The organism is Pantoea sp. PvP021 (assembly GCF_054056055.1).
Genome location: NZ_JBSRXX010000016.1, coordinates 13,258 through 31,561, shown reverse-complemented (window position 1 = coordinate 31,561; position 18,304 = coordinate 13,258). Strand labels below are relative to the sequence as shown.

Genomic DNA, 18,304 nt, shown 5'->3' with positions numbered 1-18,304 from the left:
CATGCCGAACTCAGAAGTGAAACGCCGTAGCGCCGATGGTAGTGTGGGGTCTCCCCATGCGAGAGTAGGGAACTGCCAGGCATTAAATAAGTGAAGAAGCCCCGCACGAAAGTGCGGGGCTTTTTTACGTCTGCAGATCGTGAAAAACCTCATCATAACCTCCGAAAACAGCCTGAGAACCCCTCTCTGATACGGTAAACTACGGCCAGATAACTCAGTAAAGGCCGTCAAATGTCCAGCCAGCATCCCTCCTTAAAAGCCGACAATACGCTTGGGCTTGAAGTACATACACAGAAACGCATCGTCGCCGAGACGCCAGCCGCCATTCTGGCAGCATGGCAGGCCAGCCAGAGTGATCAAACGCCTTTCCTTGTGCTCGGTGAAGGCAGCAATGTCCTATTCCTGGAAGATTTTGCCGGTACAGTGGTGCTGAACCGCATCAAAGGCATCAAAATTCAGGATGAATATGAGTGCTGGAAATTGCACGTCGGGGCAGGTGAGAACTGGCATCAGCTGGTTAAAAGCACGCTGGAAAAAGGAATCACAGGCCTGGAAAATCTGGCGTTGATCCCTGGTATGACCGGTTCGGCACCGATTCAGAACATAGGTGCTTATGGCGTGGAATTAAAAGACGTCTGCGAATACGTGGATGTACTTAATCTGCACAGTGGTCAGACAGAACGTCTCGATCGTGAAGCCTGTGAGTTTGGCTATCGTGACAGCATTTTTAAACATCACTACCAGTCAGGCTATGTCATCGTCGCAGTCGGGATAATATTGCCTAAGCAATGGCAACCGGTATTAACCTACGGCGATCTAAAAACGCTCAATCCGGTGACGGCCAATGCATGGGATGTCTATCACGCGGTATGCCAGATGCGGCAGAGCAAATTACCCGATCCGAAAGTCACCGGTAATGTAGGCAGCTTTTTTAAAAATCCTGTCGTCACCGAGGCGCAGTGCAGCTCACTACTGACGCATTTTCCGGCTATGCCACACTATCTGATGCCAAATGGTGAAATCAAACTGGCAGCAGGATGGCTTATCGATCAGTGCCAGCTGAAAGGTTACCGCATTAGGGGCGCGGCAGTTCACCAGCAACAGGCTCTGGTGCTGATCAACGCTGAAAATGCCACTCCCGACGATATCGTTGCGCTGGCAAAAACCGTACGCGCTCAGGTTGGTGAAAAATTTGATGTCTGGCTTGAGCCCGAAGTGCGCTTTATCCAGGCGCAGGGTGAGTGTAATGCCGTCGGGGTGATCGCATGAAAGACCATAATGTTCCGCTAAAGCTGGTTGATATCTTATCTGATGGTGAGTTTCATTCCGGTGAGCAACTGGGTGAAAGGCTGGGCATGAGTCGCGCAGCCATAAATAAGCATATCCAGACGTTAAAAAGCTGGGGTCTTGACGTCTATACCGTGACAGGTAAAGGTTACAGTCTCTCTGCCCCGATACAGCTGCTGGATGAGCAGGCGATACTCTCACAGGTTACGCAGGGTAACGTCTCGGTAATCCCGGTGATTGATTCCACAAATCAGTATCTGCTGGAACGTATGCATGAAATGGAGTCGGGTGCTGCCTGCATTGCGGAATATCAGCAGGCGGGTCGCGGCCGTCGTGGCCGTCAGTGGTTTTCGCCCTTTGGCGCGAACCTCTACATGTCTATGTACTGGCGTCTGGAGCAGGGGCCGGCAGCGGCGATGGGTCTGAGCCTGGTAATTGGCATTATCATGGCTGAGACATTACGTTCATTAGGGGCCGATGACGTCCGCGTAAAATGGCCCAATGATATTTACCTGAACGATCGTAAACTGGCGGGTATTCTGGTCGAACTGACAGGTAAAACCGGCGATGCTGCACAGATCGTGATTGGTGCGGGGATTAACCTGGCGATGCGAACAGCCGATGCATCACAGATTAATCAGGGCTGGATTAACCTGCAGGAGGCCGGGGTAACGGTAAACCGCAATGAGCTGGCGGCACGTCTGATCAACAGTCTGCGCGAAGCTCTGCCGCTCTTTGAGCAGGAGGGATTAACCCCGTTTGTCGCACGCTGGGCTGCGCTGGATAACTTTATTAACCGGCCGGTTAAGCTGCTTATCGGTGAACGTGAGGTCCATGGTATTGCGCGAGGCGTAGACAGCCAGGGTGGCCTGTTACTGGAACAGGATGGCGAAATAAAAGCCTGGGTGGGTGGAGAAATATCACTGCGTCCTGTCTGAGTAAAAAAAGCCTGCAGCAACGCAGGCTTTTTTATGACAGCAGTTATTTACGCAAGCGAACCTTATCGACTGCATGATCGCCACTTTTGGTCATAATCAGGCTGGCTCGCTCGCGCGTCGGCAGGATATTTTCCTGCAGGTTAAGCCAGTTAATCTCTTTCCATAAATTGCCAGCAATTTCAACTGCTTCTGCCTCTGAGAGCTGGGCGTAATGATGGAAATAGGAGTCCGGATTGGTAAATGCGCCCTGGCGGAATTTCAGGAATCGATTGATATACCAGCTTTGCAGGAGATCTTCCTCTGCATCAACATAGATAGAAAAATCGACGAAGTCTGAAACAAAGACATGATGGGGATCGTGGGGATAGTCCATTCCACTCTGTAATACATTCAGACCTTCCAGAATCAGAATATCAGGCTGCTGTATCACTTTATCGCCATCAGGGATGACATCATAAATCAGATGTGAATAGACCGGAGCAGTCACCTGACTGGCTCCCGACTTCAAATCGGAGACGAAATTGACCAACCGGTGCATATCGTAGGATTGCGGGAATCCTTTTTTCTTCATTAACCCGCGCTCTTTCAGCACGGCATTAGGATGAAGGAAGCCATCAGTAGTGATCAATTCGACTTTGCGATGTTCAGGCCAGCGGCTGAGCAAAGCCTGCAAGACACGCGCAGTCGTGCTTTTACCGACCGCTACGCTACCCGCAATACTGATGATATAGGGGATTTTCTGGCCATTGGTGCCCAGAAATTGCTCCAGTACAGCCTGCCGGCGAACGTTAGAACTTATATAAAAATTAAGCAGACGCGAAAGTGGCAGATAAATTTCCGCTACTTCCTCCAGCGAGAGATCCTCGTTGATGCCCTCCAGCTGCGCGATCTCTTCCTCTGACAGCGTCATAGGAACGGAATCACGTAATGCAGCCCATTGCTCACGAGTGAACTCTAAATAAGGCGTTGTCAGGGGGGTCGTTTTATCCATAAGCATGCATCTGACCGCAAATTCATGGCTATCAACCGCGTGTTATCCGATAAGCAGGACAGCACAGGTGAAGTGAATCACGAATCGCTGGTTTATCAGTGAGAACAATGGGCTGGAGGGTATCACCAGTATGGCTTTTAACAGAAGTAAAAAGATAAACGTGATCTCGCTTTCGTCGGCATACCCACAAAACATCATGGTGGCTTTAATTTTTACTGCTTTATCGTTGTTTATGATATTGCAGGTCATCACAGCGCATGTGCGGCTTTTATCTGCTTTTTACATCTGACACGTCTGAATGACAAAACGCCGCTATAAGGGCATAGAGAGAGGCTGATGCGGTACAGATTCAATATGTCCCATAAGAACTTCAGCAAACGAACAAACGGCGTAGAGTCATTTTGAAAGGCTCCACGCCTGGTCATCGTCGTACCGACATAAGGGACACGCATGTCAAAACAGGCCTGCTTTCTACAGAAAAGTGCCTGCACATGAAAAAAAAGCGCAGGCGAGGTCAAAAAAGCATCGTTCGGTACAGGCGTGTGAAATAAAAATACTGCCTGCAGATCATTTACCTGCTGAAAAGCGACCCAGGGAGAGGCGTGAGGCATTAGCGCGGGCTGACTGATCCTATGAAAACAGGACCAGATTGCACAAATATTCTGCACAAAAACACTAAAATGCGATGATTTGCACAAATAGTAAGCGATAGAAAAAAATAAGCGATTTTTTAGTTGCATCCAGAGCCCGACCTTCCTAGAATGCGCTCCACTTGATGCCGGCTTAGCTCAGTTGGTAGAGCAACTGACTTGTAATCAGTAGGTCACCAGTTCGATTCCGGTAGCCGGCACCATCAAGTAGGTGGGATTCCCGAGCGGCCAAAGGGAGCAGACTGTAAATCTGCCGTCACAGACTTCGAAGGTTCGAATCCTTCTCCCACCACCATCTCAACCTCGCGGTTGGGTACGCAGATAAACAACCTGTTTATCTGTCAGGTGAGTCACTTATCACCCTGAATTCAGACTGAGCGTTAGCGAAGTCAAAGTCGGTCAGCTTCGCTGACAGGCAGTAGATAATAGAGAAACATCTCTGTTATCTGCAAGCTACAGAAAGAACAGGTAGCCGAGTTCCAGGATGCGGGCATCGTATAATGGCTATTACCTCAGCCTTCCAAGCTGATGATGCGGGTTCGATTCCCGCTGCCCGCTCCAGATGTGCTGATATGGCTCAGTTGGTAGAGCGCACCCTTGGTAAGGGTGAGGTCCCCAGTTCGACTCTGGGTATCAGCACCACTTCCTTTAATCTCCCTCCTGATTTTCTCTGTAACTTCCTTGCAGTCAGGCATTGCCTGGTTAATGTGATGATATCATTGATATATCCGTGTCTTAGAGGGACTAGCGATGGCTAAAGAGCAATTTCAACGTAACAAACTGCACGTAAACGTGGGCACCATCGGTCACGTTGACCACGGTAAAACCACCCTGACTGCAGCTATCACTACCGTACTGGCTAAAACCAACGGCGGCCAGGCTCGTGCATTCGATCAGATCGACAGCACGCCTGAAGAAAAAGCCCGCGGTATCACCATCAACACCGCACACGTTGAGTATGAGACTGCTGCACGTCACTACGCTCACGTTGACTGCCCAGGCCACGCCGACTATGTGAAAAACATGATCACCGGTGCTGCGCAGATGGACGGCGCGATCCTGGTTGTTGCTGCGACTGATGGCCCAATGCCACAGACCCGTGAGCACATCCTGCTGGGTCGTCAGGTTGGCGTTCCTTACATCATCGTGTTCCTGAACAAGTGTGACATGGTTGATGATGAAGAGCTGCTGGAACTGGTAGAGATGGAAGTACGTGACCTGCTGTCACAGTACGACTTCCCAGGCGATGACACCCCAATCGTTCGTGGTTCTGCTCTGAAAGCGCTGGAAGGCGTTCCTGAGTGGGAAGCAAAAATCGTTGAGCTGGCTGAACACCTGGACAACTACATCCCGGATCCAGTCCGTGCGATCGACATGCCGTTCCTGCTGCCAATCGAAGACGTATTCTCAATCTCTGGCCGTGGTACCGTTGTAACCGGTCGTGTTGAGCGCGGCATCGTTAAAGTCGGCGACGAAGTTGAAATCGTGGGTATCAAAGATACTGCGAAATCAACCTGTACCGGTGTTGAGATGTTCCGTAAGCTGCTGGACCAGGGTCAGGCAGGCGAAAACTGTGGTGTTCTGCTGCGCGGTATCAAGCGTGAAGACATCCAGCGTGGCCAGGTTCTGGCTAAGCCAGGCTCAATCAAGCCGCACACCCAGTTCGAGTCAGAAGTTTACGTTCTGTCTAAAGACGAAGGTGGCCGCCATACTCCGTTCTTCAAAGGCTATCGTCCACAGTTCTACTTCCGTACAACTGACGTAACCGGTTCAGTAGAGCTGCCAGAAGGCGTTGAGATGGTCATGCCAGGCGACAACATCAAAATGGTTGTTACCCTGATCCACCCAATCGCAATGGACGAAGGTCTGCGCTTCGCAATCCGCGAAGGTGGCCGTACCGTTGGCGCGGGTGTTGTTGCTAAAGTTATCGCATAATTACCGATAACGTTTGACGCAATGCACACGGAAAGGGCATCATTTGATGCCCTTTTTGCACGCTGTTTCATAGAACCTGGCTCATCAGTGATTTTTTGAATCATAATCATTGCTGAGACAGGCTCTGTTATGCGGCGTTGGATACCGAGTTACGCCCCAAAAGCTCATTCGGTTTGGACGCCTCGCACTGCGGGGCAGAATAGTTTCTGAATTATTGTGGCAGGTTGGTTTATGAGTGCGAATACCGAAGCTCAAGGGAGCGGGCGTGGCCTGGAAGCGGTAAAGTGGGTAGTAGTCGTGTTACTGCTGCTTGCAGCGATTGTAGGTAACTACCTCTATCGTGATGTGTCACTGCCACTGCGTGCTTTAGCCGTAGTTGTACTGATTGCAGCGGCTGGCGGCATTGCGCTTTTAACGACCAAAGGCAAAGCGACCGTGGCTTTTGCTCGTGAAGCAAGAACAGAAATGCGTAAGGTTATCTGGCCAACCCGCCAGGAAACGCTGCACACCACGTTAATCGTTGCCGCGGTTACTGCCGTGATGTCACTGATTTTGTGGGGGCTGGATGGTATTCTGGTCCGTCTGGTATCGTTTATCACTGGCCTGAGGTTCTGAGATGTCTGAAGCTCCAAAGAAACGCTGGTACGTCGTACAGGCGTTTTCCGGTTTTGAAGGCCGCGTAGCACAATCGCTGCGCGAGCATATCAAATTGCACAACATGGAAGAGCTGTTTGGCGACGTCATGGTTCCGACTGAAGAAGTCGTTGAAATTCGTGGTGGCCAGCGTCGTAAGAGCGAGCGCAAGTTTTTCCCGGGATACGTACTGGTTCAGATGGTGATGAATGACGCCAGCTGGCACCTGGTACGCAGCGTCCCACGCGTGATGGGTTTCATCGGCGGTACATCTGACCGTCCGGCACCTATCAGCGATAAAGAAGTTGATGCGATCATGAACCGTCTGCAGCAGGTCGGCGACAAGCCTCGTCCGAAAACGCTGTTTGAGCCAGGTGAAATGGTTCGCGTTAATGACGGTCCTTTTGCTGACTTTAACGGTGTGGTTGAAGATGTGGATTACGAGAAGAGCCGCCTGACGGTATCCGTTTCCATCTTTGGACGTGCCACGCCGGTTGAGCTCGACTTCGGTCAGGTGGAGAAAGGTTAACCTCTTTCCGCTCACAAATTAGCTGTTGCAGCAGGCGCGAAATTTAACTACAATTTCGCGCCTTTTGTTTTTATGCGCTGGCAACAGTGTGTAAATCGTTATCACGGGGAGCCTTTACAGGCGCTATAACCCAATTGAGGAAATATCATGGCTAAGAAAGTCCAAGCCTACGTCAAGCTGCAGGTTGCAGCTGGTATGGCGAACCCAAGTCCACCGGTTGGTCCAGCTCTGGGTCAGCAGGGTGTTAACATCATGGAATTCTGCAAAGCGTTCAACGCTAAGACCGAATCTCTGGAAAAAGGTCTGCCGACTCCTGTTGTTATCACCGTATACAGCGACCGTTCTTTTACCTTCATTACCAAAACGCCTCCGGCTGCCGTACTGCTGAAAAAAGCAGCGGGCATCAAGTCTGGTTCTGGTAAGCCGAACAAAGATAAAGTCGGTAAAGTGACTCGTGCTCAGGTACGTGAAATCGCAGAAACCAAAGCTGCGGACATGACTGGTTCTGACGTTGAAGCGATGACTCGCTCAATCGAAGGTACTGCTCGTTCCATGGGCCTGGTAGTAGAGGACTAAGAAATGGCTAAGCTGACCAAGCGCATGACCGTAATTCGCGACAAAGTTGACGCGACCAAGCAGTATGATATTGCTGAAGCTGTTGCTCTGCTGAAAGAACTGGCTACTGCCAAGTTCGTTGAAAGCGTTGACGTTGCTGTCAACCTCGGCATTGATGCACGTAAATCTGATCAGAACGTTCGCGGCGCGACCGTTCTGCCACACGGTACTGGTCGTTCAGTACGTGTTGCTGTCTTCGCCCAGGGCGCCAACGCTGAAGCTGCTAAAGCAGCAGGCGCTGAGCTGGTAGGCATGGAAGACCTGGCTGATCAGATCAAGAAAGGCGAAATGAATTTTGACGTTGTTATTGCTTCTCCGGATGCAATGCGCGTTGTTGGCCAGCTGGGCCAGATTCTGGGTCCACGTGGCCTGATGCCAAACCCGAAAGTCGGTACTGTAACGCCTAACGTTGCTGAAGCGGTTAAGAACGCTAAAGCGGGTCAGGTTCGTTATCGTAACGACAAAAACGGCATCATCCACACTACCATCGGTAAAGTGGACTTTGACGCTGACAAACTGAAAGAAAACCTGGAATCTCTGCTGGTTGCGCTGAAAAAAGCAAAACCATCTCAGGCGAAAGGCGTGTACATCAAGAAAGTTAGCCTTTCAACCACCATGGGCGCCGGCGTTGCCGTTGACCAGGCTGGTCTGAACGCAACAGCAAACTAATTGCTGCTTGAAACGGGCGAAAAATTCACCTAGAATCTTACGCCCGTTGTTCTGTTATTAACGGAACAGGACACCAGAGAGCCAGAACTGATTGTTGCGTGTATCGCCTTTCCCTCTGACTCTGCTGCGTCGCACAGAATTTAGGTTGGAGCCAGGCCTTATCCTGGCCTCCGTCCAAGACCGCAGGAGCGGCTTATCTCCGGATATTCCGCTTAATACCCTGCGTAGACGGTGACAGAACCAAAAGAATTTTTTCTTAGCTGGATTCTGCTCACCGTGTTCGAGCGCTTATTTCCCCTTGGGGTGAGTAAGTGAAGTGAGTTCCGGGGAAATCCTTTCCCGGTCAAATCCAGGAGCAAAAGCTAATGGCATTAAATCTTCAAGACAAACAAGCGATTGTTGCTGAAGTCAGCGAAGTAGCCAAAGGTGCGCTTTCAGCGGTTGTTGCGGATTCCCGTGGCGTCACCGTTGATAAAATGACCGAACTGCGTAAAGCAGGCCGTGAAGCTGGCGTTTACATGCGTGTTGTTCGTAACACCCTGCTGCGCCGCGTCGTTGAAGGAACTCAGTTTGAGTGCCTGAAAGACACGTTTGTTGGTCCGACCCTGATTGCATATTCTATGGAACACCCGGGCGCTGCTGCTCGTCTGTTCAAAGATTTCGCGAAAGCGAATGCAAAATTTGAGGTCAAAGCTGCAGCCTTTGAAGGTGAGCTGATCACGGCGGCCAATATTGACCGTCTGGCAACGCTGCCGACCTACGAAGAAGCACTGGCACGTCTGATGTCGACCATGAAAGAAGCCGCTGCCGGCAAACTGGTCCGCACTCTGGCTGCTGTACGCGATGCAAAAGAAGCGGCTTAAGGCCATATTCTTTTCTTCGTACTTGCTTACGTATAAACTTTTTCTGATTCTTAGGAACAATTGTCATGTCTATTACTAAAGACCAAATTCTGGAAGCTGTTGCAGCGATGTCCGTAATGGAAGTAGTTGAGCTGGTTTCTGCTATGGAAGAAAAATTCGGCGTTTCTGCTGCTGCTGCTGTAGCTGTTGCTGCGGGCCCGGCTGAAGCTGTTGAAGAAAAAACTGAATTCGACGTAGTCCTGAAAGCTGTTGGCCCGAACAAGGTTGCAGTAATCAAAGCCGTACGTACTGCAACTGGTCTGGGCCTGAAAGAAGCCAAAGATCTGGTTGAAGCAACTGGCGTAATCAAAGAAGCGATCAGCAAAGATGACGCAGCTGCACTTGAAGCTGCTCTGAAAGAAGCTGGCGCTGAAGTTGAAGTTAAGTAAGACAGCCTTCGGGTTGCAGTCTGAGTAGTTTCAGGCTGATGGCTGGTGACTTTTTGGTCACCAGCCTTTTTGCGCTACAGGGTCTCAATGGGGTTTCACACTGTTTGTCCATTGTTACTCTTCAATATCTTTCTCTATCGACGACTTAATATACCGCTCTACCTGTGCGGGTTCCCTGCCCTCGCAACAGCGATGAAATGATTTAAGCGTGATAGAAAGAGGTATTGCACTGCTGCTGCGCAGCCAGTGAATCAAACAAAATCGTGTTGCATGAACTGTCCTGTCAGGACGGACAGCGTGGGTCGACTTGTCAGCTAGCTGAGGAACCCTATGGTTTACTCCTATACCGAGAAAAAACGTATTCGTAAGGATTTTGGTAAACGTCCGCAAGTACTGGACATACCTTATCTCCTTTCCATCCAGCTCGACTCGTTCCAGAAGTTTATCGAGCAAGATCCAGAAGGTCAGTACGGACTGGAAGCTGCATTCCGCTCTGTATTCCCTATTGCGAGCTACAGCGGCAACTCTGAGTTGCAGTATGTCAGCTATCGCCTGGGTGAACCTGTCTTTGACGTGAAAGAGTGTCAGATCCGTGGCGTGACCTATTCGGCACCGCTGCGCGTGAAACTGCGTCTGGTGGTCTATGAGCGCGAAGCGCCAGAAGGCACCGTAAAAGACATTAAAGAACAAGAAGTCTACATGGGCGAAATTCCGCTCATGACCGACAATGGTACCTTTGTTATCAATGGTACCGAGCGCGTTATCGTTTCTCAGCTGCACCGTAGTCCTGGCGTGTTCTTTGATAGCGATAAGGGTAAAACCCACTCATCGGGTAAAGTGCTCTACAACGCACGTATCATCCCTTACCGCGGTTCATGGCTCGACTTTGAGTTTGACCCGAAAGATAACCTGTTTGTCCGTATTGACCGTCGTCGTAAGCTGCCGGCCACTATCATCCTGCGTGCGTTGCAGTTCACTACACCTCAGATCCTCGATATCTTCTTCGAGAAAGTGGTGTTTGAAATTCGCGACAACAAGCTGCAGATGGAGCTGGTGCCTGAGCGCCTGCGCGGTGAAACTGCGACCTTCGATATCGAAGCGAACGGCACCGTCTACGTCGAAAAAGCACGCCGTATTACTGCGCGCCATATCCGTCAGCTGGAAAAAGATGGCATTCAGCACATCGAAGTTCCGGTTGAATATATCGCGGGCAAAGTGGTCGCTAAAGACTACATCGATGAGAGCACCGGTGAGCTGATCATTGCAGCGAACATGGAACTGTCACTGGATCTGCTGGCCAAACTGAGCCAGTCCGGTCACAAGCGCATCGAAACGCTGTTCACCAACGATCTGGACCACGGTCCATATATGTCCGAGACCCTGCGTGTCGACCCAACCAGCGATCGTCTGAGCGCACTGGTTGAGATCTACCGCATGATGCGTCCTGGTGAGCCGCCAACACGCGAAGCAGCAGAGAACCTGTTTGAGAACCTGTTCTTCTCTGAAGATCGTTACGATCTTTCTGCTGTGGGTCGTATGAAGTTCAACCGTTCATTGCTGCGTGATGAAATCGAAGGTTCAGGCATCCTGAGCAAAGATGACATCATCGAAGTGATGAAGAAGCTGATCGACATCCGTAACGGTAAAGGCGAAGTGGACGATATCGACCACCTCGGTAACCGTCGTATTCGTTCAGTCGGTGAAATGGCTGAGAACCAGTTCCGTGTCGGTCTGGTACGTGTTGAGCGTGCGGTGAAAGAGCGTCTGTCACTGGGCGACCTTGATACCCTGATGCCACAGGACATGATCAACGCGAAGCCAATTTCGGCCGCGGTGAAAGAGTTCTTTGGTTCCAGCCAGCTTTCTCAGTTTATGGATCAGAACAACCCGCTGTCAGAGATTACGCACAAACGTCGTATCTCTGCTCTCGGCCCGGGTGGTTTGACGCGTGAGCGTGCCGGCTTCGAAGTGCGTGACGTACACCCAACGCACTACGGTCGTGTCTGCCCAATCGAAACCCCTGAAGGCCCGAACATCGGTCTGATCAACTCCTTGTCTGTGTATGCACAGACCAACGAGTACGGTTTCCTTGAGACGCCTTACCGCCGTGTTATCGACGGTCTGGTTTCTGACGAGATTCACTACCTCTCTGCTATCGAAGAGGGTAACTACGTTATCGCTCAGGCGAACGCCCCTCTTGATGATAACGGCGCGTTTGTTGATGACCTGGTCACCTGCCGTAGCAAAGGCGAATCAAGTCTGTTCAGCCGCGATCAGGTTGACTACATGGACGTTTCGACTCAACAGATCGTTTCTGTCGGTGCGTCCCTGATCCCGTTCCTGGAACACGATGATGCTAACCGCGCCCTGATGGGTGCGAACATGCAACGTCAGGCCGTTCCGACTCTGCGTGCTGATAAGCCGCTGGTTGGTACGGGTATGGAACGTGCTGTTGCCGTTGACTCCGGTGTAACTGCCGTTGCCAAACGTGGCGGTACCGTACAGTACGTCGACGCATCACGTATCGTTATCAAAGTTAACGAAGACGAAATGCATGCTGGCGAAGCCGGTATCGACATCTACAACCTGACCAAATATACCCGTTCTAACCAGAACACCTGCATCAACCAGATGCCATGTGTTTCTCTGGGTGAGCCGGTTGAGCGCGGCGACGTGCTGGCAGATGGCCCGTCCACCGATCTGGGTGAACTGGCGCTGGGCCAGAACATGCGCGTAGCGTTCATGCCGTGGAACGGTTACAACTTCGAAGACTCCATCCTGGTCTCCGAGCGTGTGGTTCAGGAAGATCGCTTTACGACTATCCACATTCAGGAACTGGCTTGCGTGTCGCGTGACACCAAACTGGGGCCGGAAGAGATTACCGCTGATATCCCGAACGTGGGTGAAGCTGCACTCTCTAAACTGGATGAGTCAGGCATCGTCTACATCGGTGCTGAAGTGACCGGTGGCGACATTCTGGTTGGTAAGGTTACGCCGAAAGGTGAAACCCAGCTGACGCCAGAAGAGAAACTGCTGCGAGCTATCTTCGGTGAAAAAGCCTCTGACGTGAAAGATTCGTCACTGCGCGTACCGAATGGCGTGTCAGGCACCGTGATCGACGTTCAGGTCTTTACCCGCGATGGCGTGGAAAAAGACAAACGTGCGCTGGAAATTGAAGAGATGCAGCTGAAGCAGGCCAAGAAAGACCTGTCTGAAGAACTGCAAATTCTGGAAGCGGGCCTGTTCAGCCGTATCCAGAACGTATTGATTTCTGGTGGCGTTGAAGCAGACAAACTGGACAAGCTGCCGCGTGAGCGCTGGCTGGAACTGGGTCTGACTGACGAAGCCAAGCAAAACCAGCTGGAGCAGCTGGCAGAGCAGTACGACGAGCTGAAGCACGAGTTTGAGAAAAAACTCGAAGGTAAGCGTCGTAAAATCACCCAGGGCGATGATCTGGCACCAGGCGTGCTGAAAATCGTTAAGGTTTATCTGGCTGTTAAGCGTCAGATTCAGCCGGGTGACAAAATGGCAGGCCGTCACGGTAACAAAGGTGTTATCTCTAAGATCAACCCGATCGAAGATATGCCTTACGATGAAAACGGCACGCCGGTTGACATCGTTCTGAACCCGCTGGGCGTACCATCGCGTATGAACATCGGTCAGATTCTGGAAACCCACCTGGGTATGGCAGCGAAAGGCATCGGCGAGAAGATCAACGCCATGCTCAAAAAGCAGGAAGACGTCGCGAAACTGCGCGAATTCATCCAGCGCGCCTATGACCTGGGTAGCGATCTGCGTCAGAAAGTTGACCTGAACACCTTCTCCGATGACGAAGTATTGCGTCTGGCTGAGAACCTGAAGAAAGGTATGCCAATCGCCACTCCGGTGTTTGATGGCGCGAAAGAGAGCGAAATCAAAGAGCTGCTGCAGCTCGGCGGCTTGCCTTCTTCCGGTCAGATTACCCTGTTTGACGGCCGTACCGGTGAGCAGTTCGAACGTCAGGTAACCGTTGGCTACATGTACATGCTGAAACTCAACCACCTGGTTGATGACAAGATGCATGCACGTTCAACCGGTTCCTACAGCCTGGTTACTCAGCAGCCGCTGGGTGGTAAGGCGCAGTTCGGTGGTCAGCGCTTTGGTGAGATGGAAGTATGGGCACTGGAAGCATACGGTGCCGCGTATACCCTGCAGGAAATGCTTACCGTTAAGTCTGATGACGTCAACGGCCGTACCAAGATGTATAAAAACATCGTTGACGGTAACCATCAGATGGAACCGGGCATGCCGGAATCCTTCAACGTACTGTTGAAAGAGATTCGCTCGCTGGGTATCAACATCGAGCTGGAAGACGAGTAACCCCTTTTCAGGCTGCGGTTCGCCGCCGCCTGAAAGCGCAGGGTTTAAAGCGCTCGCAATTGTACTGGTTACGGGGCGTTCAATTTCGGTTGGACGCCCTCTGAGTCTCACTCCGACGGGAGCTAATCCGTGAAAGACTTACTTAAGTTTCTGAAAGCGCAAACTAAGACCGAAGAGTTTGATGCGATCAAAATTGCGCTGGCTTCGCCAGACATGATCCGTTCCTGGTCTTTTGGTGAAGTGAAAAAGCCAGAAACCATTAACTACCGTACTTTTAAGCCAGAGCGCGATGGTCTGTTCTGTGCCCGTATCTTCGGGCCGGTAAAAGACTATGAGTGCCTGTGCGGCAAATACAAGCGCCTGAAACACCGTGGTGTGATTTGTGAGAAGTGCGGCGTTGAAGTGACCCAGACTAAAGTACGCCGTGAGCGTATGGGCCACATCGAACTGGCGTCGCCGACTGCGCACATCTGGTTCCTGAAGTCACTGCCATCGCGTATCGGCTTACTGCTGGATATGCCACTGCGTGACATCGAGCGCGTGCTCTACTTTGAATCTTACGTGGTAATCGAAGGTGGCATGACCAACCTCGAGAAGCGTCAGATTCTGACTGAAGAGCAGTACCTTGACGCTCTGGAAGAGTTCGGTGACGAGTTCGACGCCAAAATGGGCGCCGAAGCGATCCAGGCCCTGTTGAAAAACATGGATCTGGAGCAGGAGTGCGAGCAGCTGCGTGAAGAGCTGAACGAAACTAACTCCGAAACCAAACGTAAAAAGCTGACCAAGCGCATCAAGCTGCTGGAAGCGTTCGTACAGTCTGGCAACAAGCCAGAGTGGATGATCCTGACCGTGCTGCCTGTTCTGCCACCGGATCTGCGTCCGCTGGTACCGCTGGATGGTGGCCGTTTCGCAACGTCGGATCTGAACGATCTCTATCGTCGCGTGATCAACCGTAACAACCGCCTGAAACGCCTGCTGGATCTGGCTGCGCCAGATATCATCGTGCGCAACGAAAAGCGTATGTTGCAGGAAGCGGTCGATGCACTGCTGGACAACGGTCGTCGCGGTCGTGCGATCACCGGTTCCAACAAGCGTCCGCTGAAATCACTGGCTGACATGATCAAAGGTAAGCAGGGTCGTTTCCGTCAGAACCTGCTGGGTAAACGTGTCGACTATTCTGGTCGTTCGGTTATCACCGTAGGTCCATACCTGCGCCTGCATCAGTGCGGTCTGCCGAAGAAAATGGCACTCGAACTGTTCAAACCGTTCATTTACGGCAAGCTGGAACTGCGTGGCCTGGCCACCACCATCAAAGCCGCGAAGAAAATGGTTGAGCGCGAAGAAGCGGTTGTCTGGGATATCCTCGACGAAGTGATCCGTGAGCACCCGGTTCTGCTGAACCGTGCGCCTACGCTGCACCGTCTGGGTATTCAGGCCTTTGAACCGGTTCTGATCGAAGGTAAAGCGATCCAGCTGCACCCGCTGGTTTGTGCGGCATACAACGCCGACTTCGATGGTGACCAGATGGCTGTTCACGTACCGCTGACGCTGGAAGCCCAGCTGGAAGCACGTGCGCTGATGATGTCGACCAACAACATCCTGTCACCTGCGAACGGCGAGCCAATCATCGTTCCTTCTCAGGACGTTGTACTGGGTCTGTACTACATGACCCGTGACTGTGTTAACGCCAAAGGCGAAGGCATGGTGCTGACTGGCCCGAAAGAAGCTGAGCGTATTTATCGCGCTGGCCTCGCATCGCTGCATGCTCGCGTTAAGGTGCGTATCACCGAACACGAGAAAAATGAGCAGGATGAGTGGGTTGCTAAAACCAGCATCATCGACACCACTGTTGGCCGTGCCATCCTGTGGATGATCGTGCCAAAAGGTCTGCCTTTCTCCATCGTTAACCAGGCGCTGGGCAAAAAAGCTATCTCCAAAATGCTGAACACCTGTTACCGCATTCTGGGCCTGAAGCCGACCGTTATCTTTGCTGACCAGACCATGTACACCGGTTTCGCTTACGCAGCCCGTTCAGGCGCGTCTGTCGGCATCGACGACATGGTTATTCCAGAGAAGAAAGTGGAAATCATCACCGAAGCGGAAGCTGAAGTGGCTGAGATCCAGGAGCAGTTCCAGTCTGGTCTGGTAACCGCAGGCGAACGTTACAACAAAGTCATCGATATCTGGGCAGCAGCCAACGAACGTGTTGCCAAGGCGATGATGGAAAACCTCTCAACCGAAACCGTTATTAACCGTGACGGCGTAGAAGAGCGACAGGTTTCCTTTAACAGCATCTTTATGATGGCTGACTCCGGTGCGCGTGGTTCTGCTGCACAGATTCGTCAGCTGGCCGGTATGCGTGGTCTGATGGCGAAGCCAGATGGCTCCATCATCGAAACACCAATCACGGCGAACTTCCGTGAAGGGTTGAACGTACTCCAGTACTTCATCTCAACCCACGGTGCTCGTAAAGGTCTGGCGGATACCGCACTGAAAACGGCGAACTCCGGTTATCTGACGCGTCGTCTGGTTGACGTTGCACAGGATCTGGTTGTTACCGAAGATGACTGTGGTACACACGAAGGCATCATGATGACACCTGTCATCGAAGGTGGCGACGTTAAAGAGCCACTGCGTGAACGTGTTCTGGGTCGTGTGACCGCTGAAGACGTTCTGAAGCCGGGTACTGCTGACATTCTGGTTCCACGCAACACGCTGCTCGATGAGCACTGGTGTGACGTGCTGGAACTGAACTCAGTCGACAGCCTGAAAGTCCGCTCAGTAGTAGGTTGTGAAACCGACTTTGGTGTGTGTGCGCATTGCTATGGTCGCGACCTGGCACGTGGTCACATCATCAACAAAGGTGAAGCGATCGGTGTTATCGCGGCACAGTCCATCGGTGAGCCAGGTACACAGCTGACGATGCGTACGTTCCACATCGGTGGTGCGGCATCACGTGCGGCTGCTGAATCCAGCATTCAGGTGAAGAACAAAGGTACCATCAAGCTGACCAACGCTAAGTCGGTAACGAACTCGGCAGGCAAGCTGGTGATCACCTCGCGTAACGTTGAACTGAAAATGATCGACGAATTTGGTCGTACCAAAGAGAGCTATAAAGTTCCTTATGGTTCTACCATGGCGAAAGGTGATGGTGAGCAGGTTGCAGCGGGCGAAACCGTCGCAAACTGGGATCCGCATACCATGCCAGTCATCACCGAAGTGGGCGGTTTCATTCGCTTCACGGACATGGTTGATGGCCAGACCATTACCCGTCAGACAGATGACTTAACCGGTCTTTCTTCGCTGGTGGTTCTGGACAGTGCTGAACGTACTGCGGGCGGTAAAGATCTGCGTCCTGCGCTGAAAATTGTTGATGCCAACGGCAACGACGTTCTGATCCCGGGCACCGACATGCCGGCTCAGTACTTCCTGCCTGGTAAAGCGATTGTTCAGCTGGAAGATGGCGTGAAGATCAGTGCTGGTGACACGCTGGCGCGTGTTCCGCAGGAATCTGGCGGTACCAAGGATATTACCGGTGGTCTGCCACGCGTTGCTGACCTGTTCGAAGCGCGTCGTCCGAAAGAGCCAGCTATTCTGGCGGAGATCAGCGGCATCATCTCCTTCGGTAAAGAGACCAAAGGTAAGCGTCGTCTGGTCATCACTCCGCTGGATGGCAGTGAGCCGTACGAAGAGATGATTCCGAAATGGCGTCAGCTGAACGTGTTCGAAGGTGAACGTGTTGAGCGCGGTGACGTGGTTTCCGATGGCCCAGAGTCTCCACATGACATCCTGCGCTTGCGTGGCGTGCATGCGGTGACCCGTTACATCACTAACGAAGTGCAGGAAGTTTACCGTCTGCAAGGCGTTAAGATTAACGATAAGCACATCGAAGTCATCGTTCGTCAGATGCTGCGTAAAGCAACCATCGTGAGCGCAGGAAGTGCAGACTTCCTGGAAGGTGAGCAGGCTGAATTCTCTCGCATCAAGATCTCTAACCGTGATCTGGAAGCGAACGGAAAAGTTGGCGCAACCTTCATGCGTGACCTGCTGGGTATTACCAAAGCGTCACTGGCTACCGAATCGTTCATCTCTGCAGCATCGTTCCAGGAAACCACGCGTGTCCTGACCGAAGCAGCAGTAGCAGGTAAGCGCGATGAACTGCGCGGCCTGAAAGAGAACGTAATCGTGGGTCGTCTGATCCCGGCCGGTACCGGTTATGCGTACCATCAGGATCGTATGCGCCGCAAAGCGGCAGGTGAAGTTCCGGTTGCACCGCAGGTTACTGCGGATGAAGCCTCAGCCAGCCTGGCTGAACTGTTGAACGCCGGTCTCGGCGGCAACAAAGACGATTAATCGTCCTTTGCCTGATAAAAACCCTGCCTCGGCAGGGTTTTTTTTTGTCTCTGA

Annotated in this window: 12 protein-coding genes, 4 tRNA genes and 1 rRNA gene; 16 read left to right on the top strand and 1 reads right to left on the bottom strand. The window is 51.9% G+C overall.

Annotation, left to right across the window (positions count from 1 at the left end):
* From rrf to birA, 3 genes are all read left to right on the top strand, one after another.
* Positions 1-81 (top strand): 5S ribosomal RNA (gene rrf / locus ACVKSX_RS23610); the annotation flags it as partial.
* 150 nt (positions 82-231) lie between these two features.
* The gene (murB, locus tag ACVKSX_RS23605) at positions 232-1,269 is read left to right on the top strand and encodes a UDP-N-acetylmuramate dehydrogenase (RefSeq protein ID WP_284672784.1); all 1,038 of its coding nucleotides are present in this window, start codon (positions 232-234) and stop codon (positions 1,267-1,269) included.
* Positions 1,266-2,225, top strand: a complete 960-nt coding sequence (gene birA, locus ACVKSX_RS23600; protein WP_010672228.1) for a bifunctional biotin--[acetyl-CoA-carboxylase] ligase/biotin operon repressor BirA — start codon at positions 1,266-1,268, stop codon at positions 2,223-2,225. The genes murB and birA overlap by 4 nt, the downstream gene beginning before the upstream one ends.
* A 43-nt stretch (positions 2,226-2,268) precedes the next feature.
* Here birA and coaA read toward each other — a convergent pair whose 3' ends face one another.
* Positions 2,269-3,216: a type I pantothenate kinase gene (gene coaA / locus ACVKSX_RS23595; RefSeq protein ID WP_010672227.1), complete on the bottom strand. Its 948-nt coding sequence runs from the start codon at positions 3,214-3,216 to the stop codon at positions 2,269-2,271.
* 777 nt (positions 3,217-3,993) lie between these two features.
* Here coaA and ACVKSX_RS23590 point away from each other — a divergent pair.
* The 13 genes from ACVKSX_RS23590 (at position 3,994) to rpoC (ending at position 18,250) form a co-directional block, all read left to right on the top strand.
* Positions 3,994-4,069 (top strand) — tRNA-Thr (locus ACVKSX_RS23590).
* Between the two features lie 7 nt (positions 4,070-4,076).
* Positions 4,077-4,161, top strand: a tRNA-Tyr gene (locus ACVKSX_RS23585).
* Between the two features lie 191 nt (positions 4,162-4,352).
* Positions 4,353-4,427, top strand: a tRNA-Gly gene (locus ACVKSX_RS23580).
* 5 nt (positions 4,428-4,432) lie between these two features.
* A tRNA-Thr gene (locus tag ACVKSX_RS23575) sits at positions 4,433-4,508 on the top strand.
* Positions 4,509-4,616: 108 nt separating this feature from the next.
* A complete protein-coding gene (gene tuf, locus ACVKSX_RS23570; RefSeq protein ID WP_010261012.1) occupies positions 4,617-5,801 on the top strand; it encodes an elongation factor Tu in 1,185 nt (394 codons plus the stop codon).
* Positions 5,802-6,032: 231 nt separating this feature from the next.
* On the top strand, positions 6,033-6,416 hold the full coding sequence (secE, locus tag ACVKSX_RS23565) for a preprotein translocase subunit SecE (protein WP_008927141.1): 384 nt from the start codon (positions 6,033-6,035) through the stop codon (positions 6,414-6,416).
* A gap of 1 nt (position 6,417) precedes the next feature.
* On the top strand, positions 6,418-6,963 hold the full coding sequence (gene nusG, locus ACVKSX_RS23560) for a transcription termination/antitermination protein NusG (protein ID WP_003848088.1): 546 nt from the start codon (positions 6,418-6,420) through the stop codon (positions 6,961-6,963).
* 147 nt (positions 6,964-7,110) lie between these two features.
* Positions 7,111-7,539, top strand: a complete 429-nt coding sequence (gene rplK / locus ACVKSX_RS23555) for a 50S ribosomal protein L11 (RefSeq protein WP_006121495.1) — start codon at positions 7,111-7,113, stop codon at positions 7,537-7,539.
* Between the two features lie 3 nt (positions 7,540-7,542).
* Complete coding sequence (rplA, locus tag ACVKSX_RS23550) at positions 7,543-8,247, top strand: 50S ribosomal protein L1 (RefSeq protein ID WP_010261038.1); 705 nt, start codon at positions 7,543-7,545, stop codon at positions 8,245-8,247.
* Between the two features lie 365 nt (positions 8,248-8,612).
* Positions 8,613-9,110 carry a 50S ribosomal protein L10 gene (rplJ, locus tag ACVKSX_RS23545; RefSeq protein WP_003848098.1) on the top strand — a complete coding sequence of 166 codons (498 nt, stop codon included), beginning with the start codon at positions 8,613-8,615 and terminating at the stop codon, positions 9,108-9,110.
* A 65-nt stretch (positions 9,111-9,175) separates the two neighbouring features.
* Complete coding sequence (gene rplL / locus ACVKSX_RS23540; protein ID WP_008927142.1) at positions 9,176-9,538, top strand: 50S ribosomal protein L7/L12; 363 nt, start codon at positions 9,176-9,178, stop codon at positions 9,536-9,538.
* Positions 9,539-9,868: 330 nt separating this feature from the next.
* On the top strand, positions 9,869-13,897 hold the full coding sequence (gene rpoB / locus ACVKSX_RS23535) for a DNA-directed RNA polymerase subunit beta (RefSeq protein WP_010261046.1): 4,029 nt from the start codon (positions 9,869-9,871) through the stop codon (positions 13,895-13,897).
* Between the two features lie 129 nt (positions 13,898-14,026).
* Positions 14,027-18,250, top strand: a complete 4,224-nt coding sequence (rpoC, locus tag ACVKSX_RS23530; protein WP_010261049.1) for a DNA-directed RNA polymerase subunit beta' — start codon at positions 14,027-14,029, stop codon at positions 18,248-18,250.
* The last annotated feature ends 54 nt before the right edge of the window (positions 18,251-18,304 follow it).